The 24,935-nt window shown below is 46.5% G+C and carries 20 protein-coding genes; 12 read left to right on the plus strand and 8 right to left on the minus strand.

Annotation, left to right across the window (positions count from 1 at the left end; genetic code table 11):
- Positions 1 to 84: 84 nt before the first annotated feature.
- Positions 85 to 1,200 carry a tetratricopeptide repeat protein gene (locus tag AC1DP6_RS17235; RefSeq protein WP_477055937.1) on the minus strand — a complete coding sequence of 372 codons (1,116 nt, stop codon included), beginning with the start codon at positions 1,198 to 1,200 and terminating at the stop codon, positions 85 to 87.
- Between the two features lie 203 nt (positions 1,201 to 1,403).
- Here AC1DP6_RS17235 and AC1DP6_RS17240 point away from each other — a divergent pair, with 203 nt between their 5' ends.
- From AC1DP6_RS17240 to AC1DP6_RS17285, 10 genes are all read left to right on the plus strand, one after another.
- Positions 1,404 to 2,027, plus strand: coding sequence for an START domain-containing protein (locus AC1DP6_RS17240; protein WP_477055938.1), 624 nt, complete (start codon positions 1,404 to 1,406; stop codon positions 2,025 to 2,027).
- A gap of 6 nt (positions 2,028 to 2,033) precedes the next feature.
- Complete coding sequence (locus AC1DP6_RS17245; protein ID WP_477055939.1) at positions 2,034 to 2,837, plus strand: SDR family NAD(P)-dependent oxidoreductase; 804 nt, start codon at positions 2,034 to 2,036, stop codon at positions 2,835 to 2,837.
- A 9-nt stretch (positions 2,838 to 2,846) separates the two neighbouring features.
- Positions 2,847 to 3,821 carry an NAD-dependent epimerase/dehydratase family protein gene (locus AC1DP6_RS17250; RefSeq protein ID WP_477055940.1) on the plus strand — a complete coding sequence of 325 codons (975 nt, stop codon included), beginning with the start codon at positions 2,847 to 2,849 and terminating at the stop codon, positions 3,819 to 3,821.
- 17 nt (positions 3,822 to 3,838) lie between these two features.
- A complete protein-coding gene (locus AC1DP6_RS17255) occupies positions 3,839 to 4,915 on the plus strand; it encodes a sensor histidine kinase (protein WP_477055941.1) in 1,077 nt (358 codons plus the stop codon).
- Positions 4,912 to 5,685 (plus strand): LytR/AlgR family response regulator transcription factor, encoded by a 774-nt coding sequence (locus AC1DP6_RS17260; RefSeq protein WP_477055942.1) that lies wholly within the window; start codon positions 4,912 to 4,914, stop codon positions 5,683 to 5,685. The genes AC1DP6_RS17255 and AC1DP6_RS17260 overlap by 4 nt, the downstream gene beginning before the upstream one ends.
- A gap of 144 nt (positions 5,686 to 5,829) precedes the next feature.
- Entirely contained in the window at positions 5,830 to 6,387 is a 558-nt protein-coding gene (locus AC1DP6_RS17265; protein WP_477055943.1) for an RNA polymerase sigma factor, read from the plus strand.
- Positions 6,388 to 6,431: 44 nt separating this feature from the next.
- The gene (locus tag AC1DP6_RS17270) at positions 6,432 to 7,391 is read left to right on the plus strand and encodes a FecR family protein (RefSeq protein WP_477055944.1); all 960 of its coding nucleotides are present in this window, start codon (positions 6,432 to 6,434) and stop codon (positions 7,389 to 7,391) included.
- A gap of 202 nt (positions 7,392 to 7,593) precedes the next feature.
- Positions 7,594 to 10,836, plus strand: a complete 3,243-nt coding sequence (locus tag AC1DP6_RS17275; protein ID WP_477055945.1) for a SusC/RagA family TonB-linked outer membrane protein — start codon at positions 7,594 to 7,596, stop codon at positions 10,834 to 10,836.
- Between the two features lie 10 nt (positions 10,837 to 10,846).
- Positions 10,847 to 12,388, plus strand: coding sequence for a SusD/RagB family nutrient-binding outer membrane lipoprotein (locus AC1DP6_RS17280; RefSeq protein ID WP_477055946.1), 1,542 nt, complete (start codon positions 10,847 to 10,849; stop codon positions 12,386 to 12,388).
- 80 nt (positions 12,389 to 12,468) lie between these two features.
- Complete coding sequence (locus AC1DP6_RS17285) at positions 12,469 to 13,479, plus strand: glycosyl hydrolase family 18 protein (RefSeq protein ID WP_477055947.1); 1,011 nt, start codon at positions 12,469 to 12,471, stop codon at positions 13,477 to 13,479.
- A 56-nt stretch (positions 13,480 to 13,535) separates the two neighbouring features.
- Here the strand turns inward: AC1DP6_RS17285 and AC1DP6_RS17290 are convergent, their stop codons facing one another.
- From AC1DP6_RS17290 to AC1DP6_RS17320, 7 genes are all read right to left on the minus strand, one after another.
- A complete protein-coding gene (locus tag AC1DP6_RS17290) occupies positions 13,536 to 15,311 on the minus strand; it encodes an SGNH/GDSL hydrolase family protein (RefSeq protein WP_477055948.1) in 1,776 nt (591 codons plus the stop codon).
- 213 nt (positions 15,312 to 15,524) lie between these two features.
- A complete protein-coding gene (locus tag AC1DP6_RS17295; protein WP_477055949.1) occupies positions 15,525 to 16,439 on the minus strand; it encodes a sugar phosphate isomerase/epimerase family protein in 915 nt (304 codons plus the stop codon).
- 36 nt (positions 16,440 to 16,475) lie between these two features.
- Positions 16,476 to 18,668, minus strand: a complete 2,193-nt coding sequence (locus AC1DP6_RS17300; RefSeq protein ID WP_477055950.1) for an outer membrane protein assembly factor BamB family protein — start codon at positions 18,666 to 18,668, stop codon at positions 16,476 to 16,478.
- A gap of 365 nt (positions 18,669 to 19,033) precedes the next feature.
- On the minus strand, positions 19,034 to 19,777 hold the full coding sequence (locus tag AC1DP6_RS17305; RefSeq protein ID WP_477055951.1) for a hypothetical protein: 744 nt from the start codon (positions 19,775 to 19,777) through the stop codon (positions 19,034 to 19,036).
- A gap of 72 nt (positions 19,778 to 19,849) precedes the next feature.
- Complete coding sequence (locus AC1DP6_RS17310) at positions 19,850 to 20,656, minus strand: SDR family NAD(P)-dependent oxidoreductase (RefSeq protein WP_477055952.1); 807 nt, start codon at positions 20,654 to 20,656, stop codon at positions 19,850 to 19,852.
- Positions 20,657 to 20,717: 61 nt separating this feature from the next.
- On the minus strand, positions 20,718 to 21,296 hold the full coding sequence (locus AC1DP6_RS17315) for a Crp/Fnr family transcriptional regulator (RefSeq protein WP_477055953.1): 579 nt from the start codon (positions 21,294 to 21,296) through the stop codon (positions 20,718 to 20,720).
- Between the two features lie 142 nt (positions 21,297 to 21,438).
- Entirely contained in the window at positions 21,439 to 22,890 is a 1,452-nt protein-coding gene (locus tag AC1DP6_RS17320; protein ID WP_477055954.1) for an alpha-L-fucosidase, read from the minus strand.
- 229 nt (positions 22,891 to 23,119) lie between these two features.
- Here AC1DP6_RS17320 and AC1DP6_RS17325 point away from each other — a divergent pair, with 229 nt between their 5' ends.
- Positions 23,120 to 24,145: a sensor histidine kinase gene (locus tag AC1DP6_RS17325; protein ID WP_477055955.1), complete on the plus strand. Its 1,026-nt coding sequence runs from the start codon at positions 23,120 to 23,122 to the stop codon at positions 24,143 to 24,145.
- Complete coding sequence (locus AC1DP6_RS17330) at positions 24,142 to 24,843, plus strand: LytR/AlgR family response regulator transcription factor (RefSeq protein WP_477055956.1); 702 nt, start codon at positions 24,142 to 24,144, stop codon at positions 24,841 to 24,843. The genes AC1DP6_RS17325 and AC1DP6_RS17330 overlap by 4 nt, the downstream gene beginning before the upstream one ends.
- Positions 24,844 to 24,935: the final 92 nt, after the last annotated feature.

Consider the following 24,935-nt stretch of genomic DNA (forward strand, 5'->3'; position numbering starts at 1 on the left):
GTTGCACTGTTTTTTAAACAGACCTGTTTATAAACAAGTCCGCCGGTCGTTGAAGCGGCCGGCGGACAAAATAATAAAATATGCTCAGTACTTTGCCATATTAAATTTATTCTCTTCCGTAATGTGTATCGCATGCTCTCCAAACCACTCCACAAAGCTTTCCCATTTTTCATTATTAGCCAGTTCCCAATGATTAAAAGCGATTTTATCTCCTTCGCTCAGCAGCCAGTAATTATAGGCTTCCAGGTGGCCGGCAGCCTTCACTTCCCGCTGAAAATCGAAGAGTACTACCGGCGTTTTCTTCTGATGCCCCAATTGTTCATACACCTCCAGGAAATTGGTACGGATACGATGGAGGGAAGCCAGGTCAATACTACGCTCCCCTGCCAACGCTATGGAAAGCGTGGTTTCGTACACCGCGTTACCGAAAGGCACTTTCATGTTTTTCAGTGCCTCCGCCAATCCCTCTGGCCCTGACTTTGGATTAAACCGGATATTAATAACAGCATTTTTACTGAAGCTCACTGCCACACTGGTATCTGTTGGAAAAGTGATCTCTGATTTATAAGTATCAAACAATAACTTGCTGATTTCCGCTGTACGCGCCGTATTAGGCTCCAGGTTCATAAATATCTCCCCGTATATCATGCCCCATACTTCTTCCTGTGTAGATGTACAGAATATTTTTGCTGCCCGGTAATAGTTCGAAGGGAATGCAGGCGCCATTTCAATACCTTTCTCAAAAAAATTCAATGCTTTGCCATACTCCTTCACCTTCATTTCCATCACGCCTCTTTCCACGTACAGATTACCTGCTGCCGGAAAAAGTTTGATCCCATCTTCATAAGCATCAATGGCTTTTTTGGGTTCTCCCAGGTTGTCGTAGGTGTTGCCCAGCATCTGGTATACATTGGGACCAATGTTCTTTTTCCTGGTCAGCTTCTTCAGGATATCGCGGGCGCCTTTATAATCTTCCATCAGGTACAAGGCGTAGCTCTTTTCATAGCGGATATCTACATTATCCCCGTCCAGTTCCAGGGCTTCTTCCAACAGTGGAAGGGATTCTGCCGGCTTACCACTGTCCATTAATTTTATGGCTTCGTTCGTTTTTTCACGCGCCTTTTCGGCATTGGTTTGCGCCGCGGTACTCATTACACCAAAGATACCACAGAGCAGTAGTAAGGGGATGCGCATTTTCATATATATAGGCTTTTAGCAATGATTCAGATCATCACAGTATTCCATAATGTTATATAAAAAAGATGGCATTTTGAAAATGCGGACGGCCCCCTTTTAATGATAAAACCGGCATTTCTACAGGTCAATAGTCTTATCCTACAACTCAGCGGAAAATCGTTTGCCACCAACGTATCAAGCCGCACTTTTGCTATAAATCATTATGTATGCAAAGCTTACCTGTTTTATTGATCAGCAGCGTGATGTGTATCTGTTCCTTATTCAGCGATACCAGTGAGTTCAAACTGGTAAAGCAGGACAATGCCATATCGCTGTATGAAAGGTGGATCCCGGGAGCTGGTGGTGAAAATGTAAGGGAAATAAAAGCCGTATTCCTGGTAAAAACCGGGGTGCCTGCAGTAATTGGCCTCTTCAAAAACCAGGCCCGTGGCATGGAATGGAACACCAACGCCAGCGATTATAAAGTGGCCGCCACCGGCGACCTCCAACACTGGATCACCTATATAAAATACGATATTCCCTGGCCGATGGACGACCAGGACGCCTGCCTCTTATACCAGTACCACGAACCGGCAGATGCCGGCAGGGCGGCAGAAGTAATTTTCGAGAGTACGTCAGACAGCCGGTTTCCCTTGTATAATAAAACCACACGGATCACCGGCACCAGAGGCAAATGGATCATGGAACCAGCAGCAGGCGGGCAAATGAAGATCACCTATATGGTGACCACCGACCGCAGCAAGAAAATTCCCCGCTGGGTATCAGATCCGATTATTCACGATAACCTGTTCAGGACAATGACCAAGTTCAAAGGCCTGCTGGAAAAATAAACGTTTATGTCAGCTATCACCTACACACTGATTACCGGCGCCAGTTCCGGTCTTGGCAAAGAATTCGCCATCCATTGCGCCAGAAAGGGAATGAATATTATCCTCATTGCCTTGCCCGGCAGCAACCTCCGGTCTATCGCCGACAACCTGGAACTGGAGTATTCCGTCAGCGTTAAAGTATTCGAATTCGATCTGTCCGACAGCGACATACTGAAACAGCAACTACAGGTTATCATGGAAAAATATGCTATTAATTTTCTCATTAACAACGCCGGTGTGGGCGGCACTTCTTCCATTACCCATACCTCCCTGGAACGGATAGACGATATCATTATGCTCAATGTGAGGAGCACCGTACTGCTGACTCATTTGCTGATTCCTCACCTGTTAAGGCATCCCCAGAGTTATATTATGAACATTGCCAGCATGGCCGCTTTTACGCCCATCGCCTATAAAACGGTATATCCCGCCTCCAAAGCATTTATCTCTTCTTTCTTCCTCGGACTGAAAGAAGAACTGGCCAATACCAACCTGTCGGTAAGTGTAGTATATCCCGGGCCTATTATGACCAACTCCCATACTTCCCGCCGGATCATCAGCCAGGGACGGAAAGGAAAAATGGGACTGCTGCCGACTCCGGAAATTGCCAGGATTGCCATGAAAGGCACCCTCGCCGGCTGCCCGGTGATTATCCCCGGGCTGATGAACAAAATAAATCATGTGCTCATGCAACTGCTTCCCCTGTCACTGAAAATGAGGATCGTGTCGCGGGAGGTAAAGAAAGAAATACCATTTGCATTATCTGTCTAAAAAATATAAATGAAAAAAGTACTGATCACCGGCGCTAGTGGCTTCCTCGGCTCCAATCTTACCAGGGAGCTGTACAGGATGGGATATGATATCAGGATCATTGTAAGACCCTCCGCTAACCTGAAAGGCATTGCAGACATCCCCTGTGATGTGTTCTTTGGGCATATCGACAATAGCGAGCATGTACTCGAAGCGATGAAAGGCTGCGACATTGTGATCCATGCCGCCTGTATTACAGAACAGTGGGGCGTTTCCTTTGCCGAATACGAAAAGGCCAACTTCACCGCCACCCAGCATATTACGGCCGCCTGCCTGGCGCATAAAGTAGAAAAGTTCATTTATGTAAGCACCGCCAATACCATTGGCCCCGGCGATAAACACCATCCCGGCAATGAGCTGAACGGATTTACCCTGTTCAACGCCAATTCCGGCTATATCAACAGTAAATACCTCGCCCAGCAATATGTGCTGGAACAGGTGGCTGCCAGGCAACTACCAGGCATCGTGGTGAACCCCACTTTCATGATTGGCCCCAATGATGTGAAACCCAGCTCTGGTAAACTGATCCTGTACGGACTCAAACACCGGCTCCTGTTTTATCCCCCGGGAGGAAAAAACTTCGTACATATCAAGGATGTGTGCCGGGGCATCATCAACGCCATCGAAAAAGGGAAAATGGGCGACTGCTACCTGCTGGCGGGTCAAAACCTCAGCTACGGCGAATTTTTCCGGCTGCTAAAAAAGATCTCCGGGAAACGGCAACTCCTGATCCCTATCCCCAGGTTCGTGTTGAAAATTGGTGGTATGATCGGCTCATTGCCGGGTATCTCCGGAAAACTAAATTACAGCACTGCCTATATGCTATGCCTGGATAATTACTATACCGGCAAAAAATCAGAACGGGAATTACAACTGCATTATACCCCGGTAGAAGCCGCCGTTTCCGGTGCATTCACCTGGTTTAAGGAAAATAACTACATTTAGTAACATACAAACGCCAGATGAATTTTCAAGAGAATGAAAAATTGTTTTCGAGCAAAGTATTTCTGTACCTGTCCAGGATACTGATCCTGTATACGTTCAGCACCATTTTCAAATCCTTTGACCATACTTTCACCACCCGCTTGCGGATGCTGGATTTCCGCGGACAGATGTTCAGCGTGATCTATGTGGTATTTGGCCTGCTCGCCTGGGAGGGTGCTTCCTGGCTGGCCCGGACCATAGAGAAAAAAACGATTCACAAAAACACTTCCACCCGGCTGGTCATCCTGTGCAGCAGCCTGGTGATATATGGCCTGTTGATGGCCTTCCTGTTTAGTTTTTGCTATGGCGCAGCCGATGCACTGTTGTTTCATCGTTATGAAGCCTGGGAAAGTTTCCTCGGATTTAGTTATGACGTCAACTTCGGTATCTTCATGTTTTACCTGCTGATACTGGCATTTAACGGGATCATCTTTTATTATTCTGAATGGAAAGAATACCAGTTGCAAACAGAAAGACTAATGCGCGAAAATATTCAGGCCCGCTATGATGCGCTGAGGAACCAGATAGATCCGCATTTCTTTTTTAATTCTTTAAGTGTGCTGACAAACCTGGTGTATAAAAGCCCGGATCTCTCCGCCGATTATATTACTCAGCTGGCAAAGACCTACCGGTATATACTTGATAAGAAATTTGAAAACCTGGTACCCGTACAAACAGAACTGGACTTCCTGGATGCATATCTTTTCCTGATCCGCATCCGCCACCAGCAAAGTATTCAATTCATCACCGACATATCTGAAAAAGTCAAAACAAAAGGCATGATACCGCCGGTGACTTTGCAGATGCTGATAGAAAATGCGATCAAACACAATCGGTTTTCTGCACAAGATCCGTTACTGATCACCATTAAAAGTGAGGGTAATTTCCTGACCGTTTCCAATCACGTAAGATTAAAAGCCAACCCGGAAATATCCTCCGGCATTGGCCTGGAAAACATACAGAAACGATATGCATTGATCAGCAACAGCAACATCGAAATTTGTCAGACGGAAGATATGTTTATTGTAAAACTACCCATTATCACGTCCTCATGAGAATAGCAATTTTTGAAGATGAAATGCATAATGCCGAGCGGCTTACACAGTTATTGCATAAGTGTAATGCAGACATTGAAATAGCCGCTGTTATTGAATCCGTAGCCGAAGGGCTTAAATGGCTGGAGCAAAAACAGCCGGTAGACCTGATGCTGATGGATATACAGTTATCTGACGGCAACTGTTTTGAACTATTCAACAAAACAAAAGTCCGGACACCGATTATTTTCACCACTGCCTACGATGGCTTTGCCCTGCAGGCTTTCAAGGTAAACAGCATCGATTACTTAATGAAGCCGATTGACCTGGAAGAATTACGCAATGCCCTGAAAAAGTATGAACAGTTCAGGCCTGCCAACAATTATACGATAGATATCAGCCGGATTGCAGAAGAGTTCCTGCGCCGTGACAGTACCCGTTTTATTGGCAGGATCAACAATCAGCTGATCTATGTAAAGGCCAGAGATATCGCCTGGCTGCAATTTGCCAAAGGGACTACCTGGGCCACTACGTCCACTAATCAGCGGGTACCACTGGATTATTCGCTGGATCAGATAGAGAAGCTGCTGGACAGAAATCAGTTCTTCCGCATTAACCGGCAGTTTATTATTCATATAGATGCCATCAAAAAAATAACCACCTACTACAATAGCAGATTAATTCTTCAATTAGCTCCCGATGTTGATACTGATGTTATTATTAGCCGTGAAAGGGTTACTGAATTCAAAAACTGGCTCGAAGGAAAAGACTATCTCAGCCCGGATGAATAAGCATTCCGCTCACCAACCCGGTTAGCGGCGGTAAGATAACGGCCCTGGTAATGAAAGTACTTATTAATATTTCTTCATAACAGAAATTAATTTTTTCGTATACTTACATTATTGCCGTTTTATCGCTATGCTTTTAATTTATAAATGACAAAGGACGCATTCCCATTTACAAGCGCAGAAATAACCGAAGCGCTGCACAACCAGGATGTACCCATTTTCCGGCAATTATATAATACCTACAGCGAAGAATTATACCTGTTAGCATATCGCTGGGTAAAAGATAACAGCCTGGCTAAAGATATGGTGCATAACCTTTTCGTCTATTTATGGGAAAAGGGCGCGCAAACTATTATCACTGGTCATATCCGGCATTACCTCTACCGTGCCATTACCAATCAGGCGATCAATGAATTAAAGAAACGGAAAAGACAGGTAGGGGAAGAAGTATTGCAATTCCAGTCAGACCAGACCTCTTTTTACGAAACAGCAGATTATATACTCTTTCAGCAGGAAATATTACAGCACCTGCAATCCCTGCCTCCCCGCTGCCGGGAAATATTTATCCTTAGCCGTATACGTCAGCTTGAACCGGCAGAAATAGCCGAGAAGCTGGGTATTACCCTGAATACCGTGTATTTCCAGCTGTCTACCGCACTCAAAACACTCCGTCATTTACTGCCCGGAAAAAAAAGTTCAGATTAGCATCAAAGTTTATCCTTCCTGAAATGTCATTATAGTATACGCATATGGAAAATGAGCTAAACAATATCGTCATTGATTATCTGTCGGACCCGGATAATACCGCCAAAGCACATGCTTTTCAGCAATGGCTGGACGCCGGAGAAGATCGCCTGCAACTGTTCCACGATATCAAACAGGTATGGGAAACCAGCCGTCATTTGCCTCCAGCTGCCTTTGACCAAGCCGCAGGCTGGGAATTGCTGGCCAGTCAGTTGGCTATTCCTGCCACAGCAGCTACCGGCAAAGTAGTTTCCATCAGTAAAAAATGGTGGTGGGCCGCGGCCGTGATGCTCCCCATCATGATTTTCACCGGCTACCGTTACTTTAAAGTACCGGCAGACACCTGGACTACCTATGTAGCGAAAGGCAATGATACCGATAGTCTGCTCCTCCCCGATGGCTCTGCCATCGCCCTCAAAGCTGGCACAGAGCTGAGTTACCGCAGCAGGGAAGTAAAGATGATAAAAGGAGAAGCCTTCTTTAAAATCGCCAGAGATGAACAGCAACGTTTCAGCATACAGGTCCCCAATGCCACGATACTGGTATTAGGCACTTCCTTTAACGTAAAAACAGCCGGTAATTACAGCGATGTAGCGGTATGGGACGGCAAAGTAAGCGTTACTTCAAAAGAAGGACTACCCGTTACATTAACCGCCGGCAATCTTGCCATTGTAGACAACGACCATGGTACCGTAAAAAAAGCCGGTGGCAATTATGCCTGGCGTTGTGGCTGGGGTAATCATGACCTTTCTTTCAGCGACCAGGAAGTAGCATTGGTCATGCAAACTGTTGCCTCCTATTATCATGTGAACCTTAGGATAACAGATAAGGATATACTAAAAAGTAAGATCACCGTTCGTTTCAACAACGTACCATTGAGCGAAGCACTATTGGTGCTATCGGAAATGCTCGATCTTACCACCATTAAAACCGCAGATACGGCATACGTATTTCAACATAAATAAAAGCAGTCACATTTAGAAAGTTGAAAGTTTAAAACCAGGATCTAAAACGCAATTCGCAACAATTGTAACATTTTAACACGCAGTAAAAGCTGCCTGGCATTGCATTGCCTGTACTTCACCTTTTGGATTCAGCTGGTCCGGCAGGAAGGAGTATGCCCGCAAATCAATGCTGTAGTATCACTAAAATTTCAAAAAAAACTCAATGAAACTCGTCCCCTGTATTTCACTGATCATCATAATGATCTGCTCCGCACTGAGTGGCAAAGGGCAGGACAAGGCCAGCGCACTGACCAAAAGGGTTTCTGTAGATATCACAGACAAACCCGCTCCTGAAATTCTGTCGCTGATAGAGAAACAGGCTGGTGTACTATTTGCCTACCCCAACCAGGTAGTCGCCAATAAAAATAAGTTCACCATCCACCAGCAAAATGCCACGATCAGCAGCCTGCTGCAGATACTGTTCCCGGCATCACAATTCACCATTAAAGCCATCGGCACACAAATCATCATTAAACAAACCGCCGGCCCTGTAGCCCCCGTGGCCGACAGCACTGCTCCGCAGAAAATTATTGAAATGAATGCGGTAGTGGTAACCGCACTCGGTATAGGCAGACAACAACGCTCCTTAGGCTATGCTTTTACAGATGTAAAAGGCAGCGACCTTACTACTGCCCGCCAAACCAACGCTATACAGTCTTTGAGCGGCAGGGTAGCCGGTCTTGATGTCAGCACCACCAACAGTGGTGTAGGCGGTTCTGTCAAAGTAACACTGCGCGGTGTGAAAGTAATCGGCGGCGACAACCAACCCCTGTATGTTATTGATGGGATTCCTGCCAATAACTCTTCTCCCGGCCAGGCAGATAAATTTGGAGGATATGATCTGGGAGATGGTTCTTCTATCATCAACCCTGATGAAGTAGCCACCATCTCTGTGCTGAAAGGAGGCGCTGCCACCGCGTTGTACGGCAGTCGCGCTGCCAACGGCGTGATCCTCATCACCACCAAAAAAGGCAGCCGCAAAGGCCTGGAACTGGAACTTACGTCCAATGCTGTATTAGAAAGATTAAACAGCAGCTACGATTTCCAGGAAGATTACGGCAGCGGCAGGGATGGTATATTGCCCAGAGATGTGGATGCCGCCAGAGGCAACTCACAGGCCAGCTGGGGCCCTAAATTCAATGTCGACAGCATGGTATGGATCTGGAATGGTACCAAACAACCTTATGTTAAAGCGCAGAATGCCATCCAGCATTTCTTCCGGGAAGGTTTAACACTGACTAACTCCGTGGCCATTTCTTCCGGTGGAGAAAACACACAACTGCGCTTCACCTATACCAATATCCGGAACACGGACATTGTGCCCAACAGCGGATTACAACGTCATAACTTCGCATTACGCGGCACCTCACAGCTCACCAGCAAATTCAGCATAGACGCCAAACTCGCCTACGTAAATGAAAACGTCGACAACCGCCCTGCCCTCTCCGACAATCCTAACAATATCGGGTACGTACTGAGTGGCATCGCTCCCAACATAGATATCAACTGGCTGAAAACATATAAAGATCCCGTTACCGGTAACTACATTAACTGGAACAACAACAACTACCAGGTAAATCCGTACTGGGCTATTAACGAACAGCCCAATAACAGTAAACAGGACCGGCTTAACGGTTTCGTACAACTGAAATACCAACTGCTGCCTACCCTCTCTATACAGGCCCGCACAGGTACCGATTACTCCCGCTTTGGCTTCCGCGAATTCATGGAGTTCTCTACCCCTTTTAATGCTACCGGCGCCATTACTATGAAAGACCGCGTATTCCAGGAAACCAATACCGAATTGCTCCTCAACTACGGCAAACAGGTACGCAAGTTCTGGATCGGCGCTAACCTGGGTACCAACCGCATGGATTTTCGTGAAAATGTGCTGAATACTTCCGGTCGTGATATCAGCGTAAAAGGCGTGCAAAGCATTAATAACTTCCAGACCAAAATCAGTAATGAACTGATTAACCGTAAACGAATCAACTCCACTTACGGCGCCATCAACCTGGCATACGAGAACTACCTGTACCTGGATCTTACCGGCAGAAATGACTGGTCATCCACACTCGCTGCCAACAACAACTCCTTCTTCTATCCATCGGTATCTACCAGCTTTGTCTTTTCAGAGCTGCTGCCTAAAAACAATCTGCTGAACTTCGGCAAACTGCGCTTCTCTGTGGCACAAACAGGCACAGATGCCATTGATCCGTATCAGCTGAAGCTCACCTACGGCAGCAACCCGGATATCCCACTGGTAGGCGGCTATGCGATTGGTGGTGTGGCGGTAGACAAAGTACCTTTTAAGGACCTGAAACCCAGCATCAGCAAATCGTATGAAGCAGGTATCAACCTCATTTTCCTGAATAACCGTGTGAACATGGATGTCACCTGGTATCAGTCCAACACCCGCAACCAGATCCTGAATGCGCCCATTTCCTCTACCAGCGGTTATCCCAACGCCGTGATCAACTCCGGTAACATCCGCAACAGAGGTATTGAAGCGACGTTGCTGGTAAAACCGATTGTATCCAAAAACTTCAACTGGGATGTTAACATGAACTTTGCCCGCAACCGGAATAAAATCCTGGCACTGAGTCCACTCGTATCCGGTTACTATACCCTCGCAGCCGCCCGTTGGGCCAATGCTTCCATCGTGGCTAAGGAAGGAGAAGAATATGGTATTATCGTGGGCCGCCAATTCCTCCGCGATCCATCCGGACAATTACTGCTGGATGCCAACAACCTGCCGCAGTACGACCCTACCGATGCAAAGCTGGGCAATGGTCAGTATGACTGGATCGGTGGTATCACCAACCGCTTTACCTGGAAAAATATTTCACTCAACATTTTACTCGATATCAAACAGGGTGGCAGCATCTATTCCATGACCAACCTGCTGGCGTATGCTAACGGCAGACAAAAAGGTACGCTGGAAGGACGCGAAGGCTGGGCGATGTCTGAAGCCGCCAGACTGGCTGCAGGTAAAACACCCGCTGAGTGGACGCCCACCAATGGCCTGCCTATTAAAGGAGTAAAACAGGACGGTGTAGACGCTGATAATAAACCCAAATACAAGAGTGTAGATGCATTTGTAAATCCACAGACCTACTGGCAACGTGTTACTGACAACATTCCGGAACCATTTATTTATGATGCTTCCTTTGTAAAAATCAGGCAACTGAATATCGATTATAACTTCCCTAAATCTATACTGGGCAATGGTGTTCTCCGGGACTTATCTGTATCACTGGTAGCCAGGAACCTTTTTACCATCAGCAAACATATACCTAACGTAGATCCGGAAAGCAGCTACAACAACAGCAACGGACAGGGATTTGAATATGGCTCACTGCCTACACGGAGATCTTATGGTATCAATGTTTATGCAAAATTCTAAATCACTACAGATGAAACGCAATAGCTATACTCTTTTACTGGTTTTCTTTACTGCCCTCGTGCTGGGAAGTTGTACCAAAGATTTTGATTCCATCAATACCGACCCCACCAAAGGCAATAATATAGATCCGGGGCAACAACTGGCAGCTGCCGCCTATTATCTCAACGGCGGCCGTGAAACCGGTTATCCTAACCTCTACCTGTTTATGCCAAGGGTACAATATATTGGCGGCAGCTGGGGTATGCGTACGGGCAGCAAATATATCCGGGATGATTTTTACAATGAACGGCCCTGGGAAATTTTCTACGGCAAAAGCATCAAACAACTGGCAGATATGATTACCCGCTGTAAAGATGATGCTTCCCTGGTAAATTATGTTGCAGCAGGCCGCATCCTCAAAGTATACATCTTCTCCGTACTCACAGACTGCTATGGTGATGTACCTTACAAGCAGGCCGGCATGGCTTACTACGAGAAGTTATACACTCCTGTTTACAATACGCAACAGGAAATTTACACCGACTTTTTCGAGGAGCTGACTGCTGCCAACAAACAGTTTGACGCATCCAAAGCCCCTATTGGTAATGATATCGTATTCCAGGGATCTATTGATAAATGGAAAAAACTCGGCAACTCCCTTCGCCTGCGACTGGGAATGCGGTTATCTAAAATTGATCCCGCCACTGCAGCCAAAGAGGTAAAAGCAGCCATCGCTGCAGGAGTGATGACCAGCAATGACGACAATTTTAAAGTCATCCATGAAAATTTCAACTTCCCGGATCTGCGCGGTAATGGCCTATCACAAGCCTTGCAGGAAGATCAGACGTATAATTACACTTTAGGGTGCAGCACGTTTGTTAACTATCTGAAAACAGAAAATGACCCCAGACTGTCAGCTATTTTTATTAACAAAGATGCCAGTGGGAAAGATATTACTGCCTTAACCAACTATATCACACTTGCCCCTGGTTTGTACTGGTGGGATAACTGGGGTGACTTTACTGCTGGTAATGGTACCGTAATTCCCCATGGTAATAAATTCTGTAAAATCAATACGCCTTTCTACCAGTTCCAGGCGTCCTTCCTGCATATGGGATATGCAGAAGTAGAACTGCTGCTCGCAGAAGCGGCCGCCAGAACCTGGACCGGCGATAATGCCAACACCCACTACCAACTGGGCATACGTGCTGCCATGAAACAACTGGAAATGTATCCGGGCATGACACCTATCAACGGACAACTGGTAGACGATTTTGTAGCCGCACATCCCCTCCTACCAGACAGTGCGCTGAAACAAATTAATATGCAGAAATGGGTAGCGCTGTTTCCCAACGGCTACGAAGCTTTTGCCAATCAACGCAGAAGCGGCTTCCCGGTGCTGGCAGATATCCAGGATGTAGGCAGTGAATCAGAAACGGGTAAGAAGCCTTTTAAGCGCCTGTTCTACCCTGGCACTGAAGCCTATAACAACACCGCCAACTACCAGGATGCGCTGAAACGTATTGGTGGTAAAAACGACTGGATGACACCAGTATGGTGGGATAAACAATAAAACTGACAACCTTAAAAGCCCCATATTGTATTGCAACAATATGGGGCTTTTAATATCTACACAATTAAACTTTTGAAACCATGAAGCAACTATTGACATCTTTCTCCGTTATCCTGCTTTTTACCGTAGCCTGCGCCAAAAACCGGCCAGCTAAAGAACCTGACACGAAAACCCCTCCTCTCAGGGTACTTGGATATTTCTTCAGCCCGGGCAATAACTGGGCCGGTGACCTGAGTAGCATAGACCTGACTAAAGTAACGGACATCAATCTCGCTTTCGTTAATCCGGATGCAGCCGGCAGCTTCAGCAATCATGCTATTGCTGCACTGCAACAGGTTACCAGCAAGGCACACCAGCAAAAAGTAAGGGTATTTTTTGCTATCGGCGGCGGCAATCCGCCGGCATCGTTTGAGCCACTTTTGTCTGCTGCCAACAGGGCCGCATTTATTGCGGCCATCGTGCAACTGGCTGTCACGGCGGACTTTGATGGTGTAGACGTAGACCTGGAAAACGGCTTGATTACGCGTGATACCGCCCGTTATGCAGCCTTTGTAAAGGAACTGCAGATAGCCCTGCATCAGAAAAATAAACTCATCACTTCTGCACAGGTACGCTGGAGCAGCACCGCGGATTTTATGTCTGCCGCCACGCTTCAGCAATTTGATTATATCAACATCATGTCGTACGATGAAACCGGCTGGTGGAACTCCAATGCACCCGGGCCACATGCCAGTTACGAAAAAGCGACCGGCGACTTTGCCTTTTACCGCTCCAGGGGTATTCCTGCCAGCAAATTATACATCGGGGTTCCCTTTTACGGATATGCGTTTGGTCCCGGCTTTCCAGCTACTGAGGCAGGCAGCACCTTCACTTACAGTGACATCGTTCAGCAATATGCCGGCGCTGAAAAAAGTGATTCGGTAGTAGTGAAAAATAAAGGAACGATTTATTACAATGGCATACCTACAATAGAAAAGAAAACAGATTTTGCCAAAGCAAATGGAGCAGCGGGAATCATGATCTGGCATCTGCAGCAAGATGTTCCGGTGACAGATAAAAGGTCGCTGTTACAGGCTATAAACGGTTGGTAGTAAAAAGAAGGGCAACGCATTAGCGTTGCCCTTCTTCGAATATCATACAACTTCTGCTAAATCTTCAGGTACTTATTAATCATTGCCCCCAGTTTTTCATAGCCCTCCTCGTTCGGATGCAGGCCATCCGAAAAAAGCCCTTCCTGAATTTTCCCGTCTGCCTGCAGAAATAATTCCCCGGCATCGAGGAACTGTATTTTCTTATTATCCGGAATACGGGCTATTAACTGGTTAATCCCCGCTACCCTGCTTTCCATATTCCTTCGTGGTAAAATGCCCATCAATATAATCTGCGTAGCCGGTTGCTTCGCCTGTATCACCTGCAACAGGTTCTTTAACCCACTCACAATCTCCTCATCCGTATTCAATTGCAGGTTATTGGTGCCTATCATTAACACCAGATAGGCAGGGGAAATGCCATCCAGTTCTCCATGCTGTACCCGCCACAATACATTTTCTACCCGGTCCCAGCCAAAACCCATGTTCACCGCATGTTTTGGTTCAAAGTATTTATCCCAGGAACTACTGCCCCTGATCACAGAGCCCACTGGTTTACCTCCCCAGAAATGCGTAATGGAATTACCCATAAATACCACCCTGGACCGGTGCGTTTTATTATACGCCAGTACTTCATTGTGCCTGGTTTCCCAGTCGTAGGTACTGGCATCACGGCGTTGTGTAACAGGTGTAGTGGTAACGCTGTTGCCCGTTTGCTCCTTTAAAATACTTTTGATCTTTTTCGTATAGGCATTGGCGTAATTCATCATCCCCAGATCACTGGGATGTACCCCATCCACCATACTTTCCAGATCCTGCCCTATTTCTTCTTTTGTCAGCAGGCTGATATTTTCAACACCGGCTTTTAACATGGAGTCCACCACTGCCTGCAAGGTCACATTCACACGCGCATATTCTTCCCTGCTTTTCGTATTGGTGGAATCATTACTATATCCGTCGTGGGCCGTCAATAAGATGGGAATACCCGGCCGCCTGCGTTGCAGTTCCCTAACGGTTTCGGTAATACGTTTTTTCAGTTCCGCTTCGGTAATATCTGCTGTTGTCAGATTAGGCAAACAATCCAGTACATACATGCCCGCATCGATTTCTGCCAGGAACTGTACCACTTCTTTTTCCAAACGCCCATTACCGGAAAACCCAAGATTGATCACCGGTCTGTCCAGTTTGCGCTCCAGGATATTGGTCCATGCCATTCCCGGGCGGGAAGCACAGCCTCCCTGGGCAATAGAAGTACCATACACTACAATAGGTGCTTCCTTACGCACCGGTATAGGTGTAAATACACTTTCCTCCGGTACTGCTACAGATAACCATTTTACAGAATTATAGAGCGGCAGGTACAGCGTATAGTCTACATTCTTCACATGATGGTCCTGCTTTTTCAGATTGGTAAACCGATAAACAATGGTATCCCCGAAACTATAGTTTCCGGCACAAAACATCCATTGCCCATCAATACTTTTTGCATACATATCCACACCGCTTACACCGGTAGATGGCATATGCGGCATGTTCAATACACTGGTGACGGTATATTTAATGACGATCTCATCTGCATCTGTTCTGAACCGCAGACTAAGCCCGGCACTATTAAGTGATAAATTCCAGACAGCCTTCCGCACCTTATCTTCTGCGCGCTGTGGTAACCGGTCGTAATAATGATTCAACCCATCCTTCCAGCCCTGTCCTTCCAATGCATAAACGCTGTTATCCGCAGCCGGTATCCAGGTTTTAAAAGCACGCTGCGCCTGTGCTGCACATACGCTGACCAACAAGGAGAATAAGGCCATTCCCCAGATTATTTTCCTCGTCATAAGTAGGATACTTTTTTCACTGTAGTTAAAATAGTAACAATCGTTTCGCAAGTTCGCGCAAATTGAGCGGACATAATATATTATCATGGAAAACATGATAACCTGGTTTTCCCCTTACAAGGTCCCATACCTTGCTGACATCATTTTTGCGAATCAGTTTTCAATATTCTGCTATACACCAGCAAACCTATCATGCTGCCCGGAACGATTAAATTAATATCCCCATTTCTTCATCACCTGCAGATCATCACGTACAGCATTCAATGGAGTCTGTCCCTGGTAAGATTCCTGTTCAATAATAAAATAGCGGGTGCCTCCGGACTTCTTACCCAGATCAATCACTTCTTTCACGGGTATAATTCCTTTGCCCAACACAGTGCTTTCATAATTGCTGCCCATTTCCCCTTTCGTGGTTTTGATTTCATCTTTTACATGCATCAGCTCAAAACGGCCGGGGTATTGCTTAATGATATCCAATGCCACACCACCTGCATGATACATATTACCGATATCCAACTGCTGGGCCACCAGGGAAGGATCTGTGTTTTGCAGGATCAGGTCGAAAATTTTCTGTCCGTTCAACTGCTGACTGAATTCAAAATCGTGGTTATGATAGCCGAATTTCATACCTGACTTTTTACACAGCTCCCCGCTTTTATTGAATACGTCCATGTAGGCTTTAAAGTCATCGTAGTTTTTACGCAGGCTTTCGTCCAGCCATGGGCTGATCACAAATTGCTGTCCAAGGATAGCGGCATCTTCCACCGTATATTTCCATTCATCTGTAAAATCATTTTTGGTAGCATCCCAATGTTGTTTTCCCATCACGGTATGTCCGCTGGGCATTAATAGGCCCAGGTCGCCCAACATTTTCTTGAAATCTGTGGCATTATAACCATAAAACTTCCGTTTGTTATACCCTGCATGCTCTACATACTTATAACCCATGGCAGACAACTGTTTCAGTGTGCCGGCCGGATCTTTTTTCATATCATCACGGATAGAATATAACTGGATGCCTAATACCGGTTTAGCCCCACTTGCTGCCAACAATCCTTTTGGCATCAGTGCAGTGCCGGCCAGTGCCAGGGTTCCTTTCATCAGAAAATTTCTTCTTGAAATACTCATAGTAAAAGATATTTTAAATGTTGACGGATACGTATGTTACAAAGAAAAAGCAAGATAGGTGTCCCCTGACTTTTTTCCTAGCTTACCACCACCACAGGAAATTACCACATATTGTTTCCCTGCTACTTCATAGATGGCCGGCGTGGCAAAGCCACAGGCGGGCAAGGTCGTTTCCCATAGCAGTTGTCCGGTTCTTTTATTAAAGGCCCTGAACTTACTGTCTGCCGTAGCAGCAATAAAGAGTAAACCGCCGGCAGTAACAACCGGGCCTCCATAATTTTCAGTGCCGCTGTGAATGCCTCTGGCTTTGAGTTCCGGGTAATCGCCCAGGGTATCTTTCCATAGCAGTTGTCCGGTGTTCAGGTCAATGGCGCTCAGTGTTCCCCATGGCGGCGCTACAGCAGGATAGCCATCTTTCGTTAAAAATTTATTATACCCGGTGGCCCGGTAAGGTAAATTCGTATAGGCATCTACGTTCTTCCGCAAGGCTACAAACGGTGATTGTTGTATTTCTCTTAAATCCAGGATAAAGGCTGCCAGTGCTTTTTTCTCGGTGCTGTCCAACTGTTTGAAAGCGGGCATCATTCTTCTGCCGGCATCTACCAGTTGGGTAAAGGCCGGTTCATTATACTTCTGCCGGATATTTACGAGAGAAGGGAAAGTGCTGCTGCCTTTGCGCTCCGGTCCATGACAGGCCATGCAATAGATGGTATACAATCGTTGCCCTGCCTGCAGCTGTGTTTCTTTTGCTGCCGTATGCTGATCTTTTGCATCCACCATGGTAAGTATCCAGGGCATTTCGCTGGCATTTACATAAAGGATACCTGTTTCAGGGTCTACTGCGGGGCCGCCCCATTCTGCGCCGCCGTCAAAGCCCGGAAAAATCACGGTGCCTTGTCTGGAAGGCGGATTAAAAAGATGACCGGTTTTGTAAGTAGCCAGTCTTGCCCTGATATCCTGGTAGGAACTATCCGGCACTATTTTGTTCAGGTCCTGCTCCAGCAATGCCTGTCTTACAAAAGGTTTAAAAAAAGAAGGAATGGGTTGCGTGGCCGATAGCTGTTCTCCGGGCAATGCAGTATCTGCCGGCACCGGGGTTTCTACCACAGGATACAATGGTTGCCCGGTGTTCTTATCCAGTAAAAAAATGAATCCTGTTTTAGTCACCTGTACTACGGCGTCTATTTTCCGGCCGTCTTTCTTTATGGTTACCAACATAGGAGCAGTAGGCAAATCTCGGTCCCATACATCGTGATGCACGGTTTGAAAATGCCAGATCCGCTTGCCGGTTGCCGCATCCAGTGCCAGCACACAATTGGCAAAAAGGTCATTGCCTTTACGCCGGCCGCCATAAAAATCGTAGGAGGCAGATCCTATCGGGGCAAAGACAATCCCTTTCTCTTCATCCAGACTAAACCCTGCCCAGGCGTTGGCGCCGCCGGTATGCTGCCATGCGTCTTTGTCTTCCCAGGATTCGTAACCGGCTTCACCGGGCTGCGGAATAGTATGAAAGATCCATTTCAGTTTGCCGGTGCGGACGTCATATGCCCTGATATAACCGGGCGCGCCGCCAGCCTCTTCAGCTACACGGGTGCCTACTATAATCAGGTCCTGATAGATAATTCCGGGTGTAGTAGAAGTAATATACAGCTCGTCCATGTTACGCCCCATATCATGATGCAGGTCTACATACCCGCTGTCACCAAAAGAAGTAATGGGCTGTCCGTTGCCCGCATGGATACAATATAGCTTTGCGCCGGCAGTATAAAATATGCGCCGGTCAGCACCACTTTCATAATAAGTAACGCCACGGCAGGCGTTGAACTGGAAATAGCCTTTGCCTTTTACTTCTCCCGAAAGGTTCACCGGATCAAATACCCAGGCAGCTTTACCGGTAGCGGCATTAACGGCAAATAATTTGAGTTTGGGAGAAACCCCATAAAGCATATCTCCCACTACTACCGGATTTACCTGTATCTGCGACATTTCTTCGGCATCACCGGTATGATAGGCCCAGGCTACTTTCAGCTGAGATACGTTGCTGGTATCGAGTGCTGTTAAGGCGCTGTAGTGGATATTCTCCTTACTGCCACCATATACCTGCCAGGTACGATGTGCATTGTTGCGGGAAGTACAGGCCATCGATAAWGTGGAAATAATCAGCAGCCGGGTTATAGTGGAACGCATCAGAAAAGCAATATTGGTTCTCAGTTCCTTTAAAAATATCATTTTTAAAATGATTTTTTCAGAAAACTACACCAAAGGCTGCCAACGACCGGATCAAGTTGAAAGCTTGGGGATAGTGTAAATTTTAAGGTCAGCATTACGTTTTCATTATGTAGATTCCGTCCAGGCAATGCTTAGCACCCGCTAAGTACCTATAGTTGCCCCGCAGTAGAGGTGGACTTGATGCGGGGATGAGGTCCGGATGTATAACCGGGATGAAACTGCATCAGCAAATGGATGGAGGTGAGAAGTGGCCATAGCAGCGCTGCTTCAGTGCCAGGCTGTAGTTGCGGAAGGAAATATACTATTGAAAGAAAGCAGGTATAAGGGGTTTATTCATCAAAATATCTCCAGGAGGCAAGATGGCTTTATTCCAGTTGAATGATAGCTGGATATGCGTGTGTATAGGTAAGGTTGGGAAGCAATTTCGTCCGCTTTGGGTACGTACGTTTATGAGCATATCTGGGTACTTGTGGCGCTGCCACCGCAATAATGTCTGCGGCCATATATTTTCTGTTGCCGGATGGGCCGTCTTTGTACATGGCTCTTACCTGGAAAACCACTACCAGTGAGCCCTGCCCGGGTACATCCAGCGAAACATTTGTTTCCTGGAAAGTGGTATCTGGGTCTATCATGAGCGTAACCGTTTCGCTACCCGCCACCTGGCGTGATGTAAAATCAATACGCGTTGCGATCACTTTTACTTCCATGGCAGTAATGCCTTTATACCCGATGATGGTTTGTGCGGGAATATTTAATATTCCGTTACTCAGAAGCCGGGGAGCCACTGCAAAAAAACGATCTATTCCGGTATGCTGATTGAAGCGGAAGCCTGTCAGGGCCGCATGATGATCGCCGGCAGCAATGAGCAGCTTGTTCAGCCGATTGATGTGGCCGCCATCACAATGGATATCCAGGTGGCCATAGAAGGCATGACGGATAAAAGCGCCTTTCCTGCTGGCGATGCCAAAGCGCCGGGATGCGCGGCAGGTAGCAGCCGTTTGCTGCACGCTTTCAGGCATGCTACGCAGAAAGTAGTTGCCATTGCGTTTATACCCAATGAGAGGACCGAGTTTTCCCGTAAAGGGAATGATAGACATTTGTTTTGCCATCGGAGATTATTTTGATTACTATAAATATAAGATAATTCGGGGAACGCGTTTTCGGCGCAGATGGAAGATTAGTTAAAGGGCAGGTACCCGCTTTGCAAACATCCCTTTTACAATGCCTATCACCATCCTTCGGGGAAAGAACCGGGCGGATAAAGACTGCAGATAATTAGAGAAGCCCACTACATTATACGTTTTTCCTTTCAACAACGCCTTCAGCCCATCTTCTGCTACGCGCGCCGGCGTATCAAAAGGCATTCCCTGCGTGTTGGCATTGGCTACTGCAAAAAATGCCGTTTGTGTATTACCCGGGCATACGGCAGTTACTGTGATCCCCCTGTCTTTATACTCGCCATACAATGCTTCTGAAAAGCTCAGTACAAATGCCTTGGTAGCACAGTATACCGCAATGTAAGGACAAGGTTGAAATGCCCCGGTAGATGCTACATTAATAATGCCGCCAGTACCGCGTTCCAGCATGGCAGGCAAAAACAAATGAGTCAACTGTACGACTGCATCGATATTGACCTGTATCATATCGGTATATACGGGGGCTGTTTCATCCAGGAAATGCGCCCATTTGCCAAAGCCGGCATTATTAACGAGCAGGTCTATACGAAGTTTATCCTGTTGCACCTGTTCATACAAATACTTTGGAGCATCGCGTTGGGTGAGGTCGGCAGTATAATAATGCACCTGCACTTTATGTTGCTCCCGGATGGCTGCTGCTGTTTGTTGTAGCTTATCGCCGGAGCGGGCAGTGAGTACCAGGTGGCAGCCGGCGGCGGCCAGCTTCCATGCAAATGCTTCTCCGATGCCGGAGGAGGCCCCGGTTATAAATGCGGTTTTTCCTTTTACGTTGTTCAGTGAATTGACTTTCATATTGATCCGTTTGTGATCACACAAAGGTGGATCAACAGGAGAACAATCCACTTGACCTATGTTAGGAAATTATTTCGCGGCGGATACGGCTCAGAGATTCCGGTTTAATGCCAATGAAAGAAGCGATGTATTGCAGTGGTACATGCTGAACAATATCCGGGAACTTATCAATCAGTTTGAAATAACGTTCCCTGGCGGTGAGACTGACCAGATCTTTCACTTTCTGTTCATTATACTTAATCACTTCTTCGTAGATAATTTTCCCGAACTCAGCCCAGCGCTGGTTGTGCTTCAGCAGCTCTTCCAGGTCTGTACGGGATACCCGCAGTAATTCGCAGTCCGTAATACATTCAAACACCTCATGTGAACGGGTTTGGCTGATATAGCTGTTAAAGGCCGTCATAAAGCCCATGGGGCAGTTAATATGATTGGTCACCTCCCTGCCTTCGCCATCAATATGATAAAGCCTTAAATAGCCGCTATTAATGAAATACATATAGCGGGCAATGTCGCCGCTGCTCACGAGAACATGTGATTTTCTGAAATTTACCGGTTCAAAGACTTCCCGGATCAGGTGCTGATCAAATTTATCTATGCGGACCAGGTCAGCAAGGAGCCGCGTGATTTTCTGATAGGGCATAGCCGATGCTGTTTTATGTAGTCTGCAAATATAGAATGCATTTTCCTAATCTGCCCGCTACTTTTTTGACATTAAAAAAGGGAAGGCTACTGCCTCCCCCCTTCTATATATTGCTTGCCAGCCTTTAAGATATTACTATTGCTTAACCTTTCACTTTAATTACCAGCATGCCATCCGGTACGTCTCCCGGGTGCAGCATAGACAGGTCTACCACACAATCTTTCCCCTTCTGCTGCCACTTAATCGCTTTACTACTACCCAGTATACTTACCACTGCGCCTTTGGCAGGTGCATAGTTGCGGATAGTGAGCAGTGGCTGATAAGCAGGTAAAAAGCAATATAAAGCKCCTGGTTTGGCGGTAAAGAACAATTCCACATTAGCATGGTCCTTTGATTTTTTTACCAGGTTGGAAATGCTATAGCCCGACATGAAAGCTTCGTCTTTCACTTCAGGGCGTTTGCCTGCGCTCCACTGCCGGCTTTCCTTCCATGGTTTGGTGTCATACACCCCCTCTCCGTTCAGCTCCAGCCATTTGCCGATATCCAGCAACTTTTGCTGCATGATCACCGGAATGCGGCCATCTGCGGTGGGTCCTATATCCAGCAGGAGATTACCACCTCTTGACACGATATCTACCAGCATTAAAATCAGGTCACTGCTTTTCTTATAGTCATCGGCAGTTTCCATACGGTTATATCCGTATGACTGTCCGATACCCTGGCTTTCTTCCCAAATAACACCAGGCTGCATACCACTGCCGTATTCAGAAGTCAGATAGGTAGCCCCATTATTTTTGCCACGGGTATTGCTACCCCAGCGGTCATCCACGGCTACTTCATCTTTCACTGGCGATTCGTTATACAACCAGGCCAGCAGCGAAGGGCTATTCCAGGCTGTATCCGACATTTCCCATTCTCCATCAGAAAAAATAACGGAAGGCTTATAGCGGGTCACCAGGTCCTTAAACTGAGGAGTCATTACTTCTTTTACATAACGGGGTTTGTCTTTCAGCCACAAAGGATTAAACCATTCATACAGCGAGTAATAAAACCCCATGCGCAGCCCTTCTTTACGCACTGCTGCTGTCAGGTCTCCCAGCAGATCGCGTTTAGGCGTACCCGTAACAGCATTCCAGGAATGCCCCCAGGATTCATTCGCCTGTTTATTGTCCCATAAACAATACCCTTCATGGTGTTTGGAAGTCAGCACTACATATTTGGCACCGGAGCGGCGAAATACATTGGCCCACTGCTGCGGATCAAACAGGGAAGCCGTAAACTGGCTCTCCAGCTTTTCATAGGGTACCCCTACCCCAAAATTCTTATCATGGAAGGCCTGTACTTTATCATGTGAGCCTTCTGTGGTTCCTCTCAGGTTATACCAGTACCATTCAGAATAACCACCTGGTCCTACCACGGCATAAGAGGGCACGGCATATACCCCCCAGTGAATGAAGATGCCGAATTTGGCATCATTAAACCAGGCAGGAATCCCACGCTTGTTCAGAGAGGCCCAATTGGCCTCATACTTTTGTGCGAAAGCAAGGGAGCTACACAGGAGAAAAAAGAATATTCCAACACAACGTTTTTTCATAACAGGTCTTTAAATGCTTAGAGTGCTCAAAATTAACAACTTCCTTCTCCTATGTTAATGCTATTTTCTCTGATGATAATAATTACTTCCCTGTCTGCACATATTACTATGTTATCTGCACATTTGCGGGTCTTGTCTATACCCTTTCTGCAGGCGCCGCCAATAGCGGTAATTTTATCGTGTCGCAGGGGATACCCTGAAAAATCAGTAGCTTTAATGCATACATCAGATGAACATCAATATTCCATTCAAGAAAGTGATTATCGCACTCCATGTACTCATATGGAGCGCATTACTATTGTTGCCCTATATCGTTTCCAATGCTGCCAACGACTATCGCATCGGTACCTTTCCCGGCCTCTTCTTTACGATCTGTGGATTTATCCATATGGCCATCTTTTACACCCATGCATTATTCCTCTATCCCCGGTTATGGAATAAACATTACTGGTGGCTTTATTTCCCGGCTGTACTCCTGTTGGTGGGCGCCTCCTTTCCCCTGAAGTACAGCATCATGGCGCACTGGTTTCCTACGGTACTCGGTGATATGGCATCCTATAGATATGTGTTTGCCCCATCGGTAGGTGCCTACATCGTCAGCCTGGTATATTGCAAGGTGGGAGACCGGATTCGTGCAGAAAGAATGCAAAAAGATAAACAGGCAGAACAACTCAGCACAGAACTCAAATTTCTGCGCTCACAGGTAAGTCCGCATTTCCTGTTCAACGTATTGACCAACCTGGTATCGCTGGCCCGGAAAAAATCAGATCAACTGGAGCCTGCACTCATCATGCTCTCCGACCTGATGCGCTATATGTTATATGATACTACCGGGAAAAAAGTACTGCTCAAGAAAGAGATAGTCTACCTCAATAGCTATATCGCCCTGCAAAAACTTCGCTTCGGCAACGACGTAAATATCAACAGCCATATTGATACCGCTAACAACGCAGGACATTATACCATAGAGCCGATGTTGCTGATTCCTTTTGTAGAAAACGCCTTTAAACACGGTACCGGTTATACGCAGCAACCGGAAATTAATATACAGCTGCTCGTTACCAACGACCTGCTTACCTTTGAAGTACAAAACCGGTTCGATAATGATCCTGCCGCCAGCAAAGATGAAAACTCCGGCATAGGACTGGCCAATGTGAAATCCAGGCTACAGTTGCTGTATCCAGGCAGCCACCAGCTTACCATCAGAAGTCAGCAGCACGTGTTTCATATCACCTTAATTTTGAAACTCACATGATACGATGTATAGCCATAGACGATGAACAACTGGTACGTGAACTGTTGGAAGACAATATTCAGCAGGTGCCTTTTCTGCAGCTGGTAAAAACCTGCCGGAACGCCATGGAAGCACTGGAAATATTGCAGCAGGAACAAATAGACCTCATCTTCCTCGACATCCAAATGCCCAGGCTCAATGGACTACAATTGCTGCAATCATTGCAACAGCCACCTATGGTGATACTGGTAACTGCCTACGAACAATATGCACTGGAAGGCTTTAACCTGCAGGTAGTCGATTACCTGCTGAAGCCCTTTAGCTTCGAGCGCTTCCTGAAAGCCTGCAACCGCGCCAATGATCTGTTCCGCCTGAAACAAAGCCCCCCTGCTACTACAGATGATACGCATTCCTTTTTTGTACACGTGGAATATACGCAGGTAAAAATTGTGACGGCCAATATCACCTATATAGAAGCACTGAAAGATTATATCAAAATACATCTCTCCAATTCCCTCAAACCAGTACTCACCCGCATGACCATGAAGGCCATGGAGGAGAAACTACCCGCTGCCGCGTTTATACGTACACATAAATCCTACCTCGTGGCGGTACAAAAGATCACGACCATTAAACGTGACCTGGTTTGCATTGGTGACATAGAAATCCCCGTAAGTGAATTCTTCAAAGAAAATGTCAACAAGCTACTGAATCAGTAAGTCTTTCCCGTTTTGTCGCGACACTTTCCCATCCCGTCTACTCTCCGGATAAGCGCTTGTTCTTCCGCATAATTTTGCTTGTACATCATCCT

It is taken from the genome of Chitinophaga sp. 01L420, assembly GCF_056399985.1.

Excerpts from the sequence above, each read along its gene's own strand:
- AC1DP6_RS17280 (WP_477055946.1), top strand. The coding sequence starts at position 10,847 with ATGAAACGCAATAGCTATACTCTTTTACTGGTTTTCTTTACTGCCCTC.
- AC1DP6_RS17265 (WP_477055943.1), top strand. The coding sequence starts at position 5,830 with ATGACAAAGGACGCATTCCCATTTACAAGCGCAGAAATAACCGAAGCG.
- AC1DP6_RS17330 (WP_477055956.1), top strand. The coding sequence starts at position 24,142 with ATGATACGATGTATAGCCATAGACGATGAACAACTGGTACGTGAACTG.
- AC1DP6_RS17285 (WP_477055947.1), top strand. The coding sequence starts at position 12,469 with ATGAAGCAACTATTGACATCTTTCTCCGTTATCCTGCTTTTTACCGTA.
- AC1DP6_RS17290 (WP_477055948.1), bottom strand. The coding sequence starts at position 15,311 with ATGACGAGGAAAATAATCTGGGGAATGGCCTTATTCTCCTTGTTGGTC.
- AC1DP6_RS17305 (WP_477055951.1), bottom strand. The coding sequence starts at position 19,777 with ATGGCAAAACAAATGTCTATCATTCCCTTTACGGGAAAACTCGGTCCT.
- AC1DP6_RS17240 (WP_477055938.1), top strand. The coding sequence starts at position 1,404 with ATGCAAAGCTTACCTGTTTTATTGATCAGCAGCGTGATGTGTATCTGT.
- AC1DP6_RS17295 (WP_477055949.1), bottom strand. The coding sequence starts at position 16,439 with ATGAGTATTTCAAGAAGAAATTTTCTGATGAAAGGAACCCTGGCACTG.
- AC1DP6_RS17275 (WP_477055945.1), top strand. The coding sequence starts at position 7,594 with ATGAAACTCGTCCCCTGTATTTCACTGATCATCATAATGATCTGCTCC.
- AC1DP6_RS17245 (WP_477055939.1), top strand. The coding sequence starts at position 2,034 with ATGTCAGCTATCACCTACACACTGATTACCGGCGCCAGTTCCGGTCTT.
- AC1DP6_RS17250 (WP_477055940.1), top strand. The coding sequence starts at position 2,847 with ATGAAAAAAGTACTGATCACCGGCGCTAGTGGCTTCCTCGGCTCCAAT.
- AC1DP6_RS17255 (WP_477055941.1), top strand. The coding sequence starts at position 3,839 with ATGAATTTTCAAGAGAATGAAAAATTGTTTTCGAGCAAAGTATTTCTG.
- AC1DP6_RS17310 (WP_477055952.1), bottom strand. The coding sequence starts at position 20,656 with ATGAAAGTCAATTCACTGAACAACGTAAAAGGAAAAACCGCATTTATA.
- AC1DP6_RS17270 (WP_477055944.1), top strand. The coding sequence starts at position 6,432 with ATGGAAAATGAGCTAAACAATATCGTCATTGATTATCTGTCGGACCCG.
- AC1DP6_RS17325 (WP_477055955.1), top strand. The coding sequence starts at position 23,120 with ATGAACATCAATATTCCATTCAAGAAAGTGATTATCGCACTCCATGTA.
- AC1DP6_RS17315 (WP_477055953.1), bottom strand. The coding sequence starts at position 21,296 with ATGCCCTATCAGAAAATCACGCGGCTCCTTGCTGACCTGGTCCGCATA.
- AC1DP6_RS17260 (WP_477055942.1), top strand. The coding sequence starts at position 4,912 with ATGAGAATAGCAATTTTTGAAGATGAAATGCATAATGCCGAGCGGCTT.
- AC1DP6_RS17235 (WP_477055937.1), bottom strand. The coding sequence starts at position 1,200 with ATGAAAATGCGCATCCCCTTACTACTGCTCTGTGGTATCTTTGGTGTA.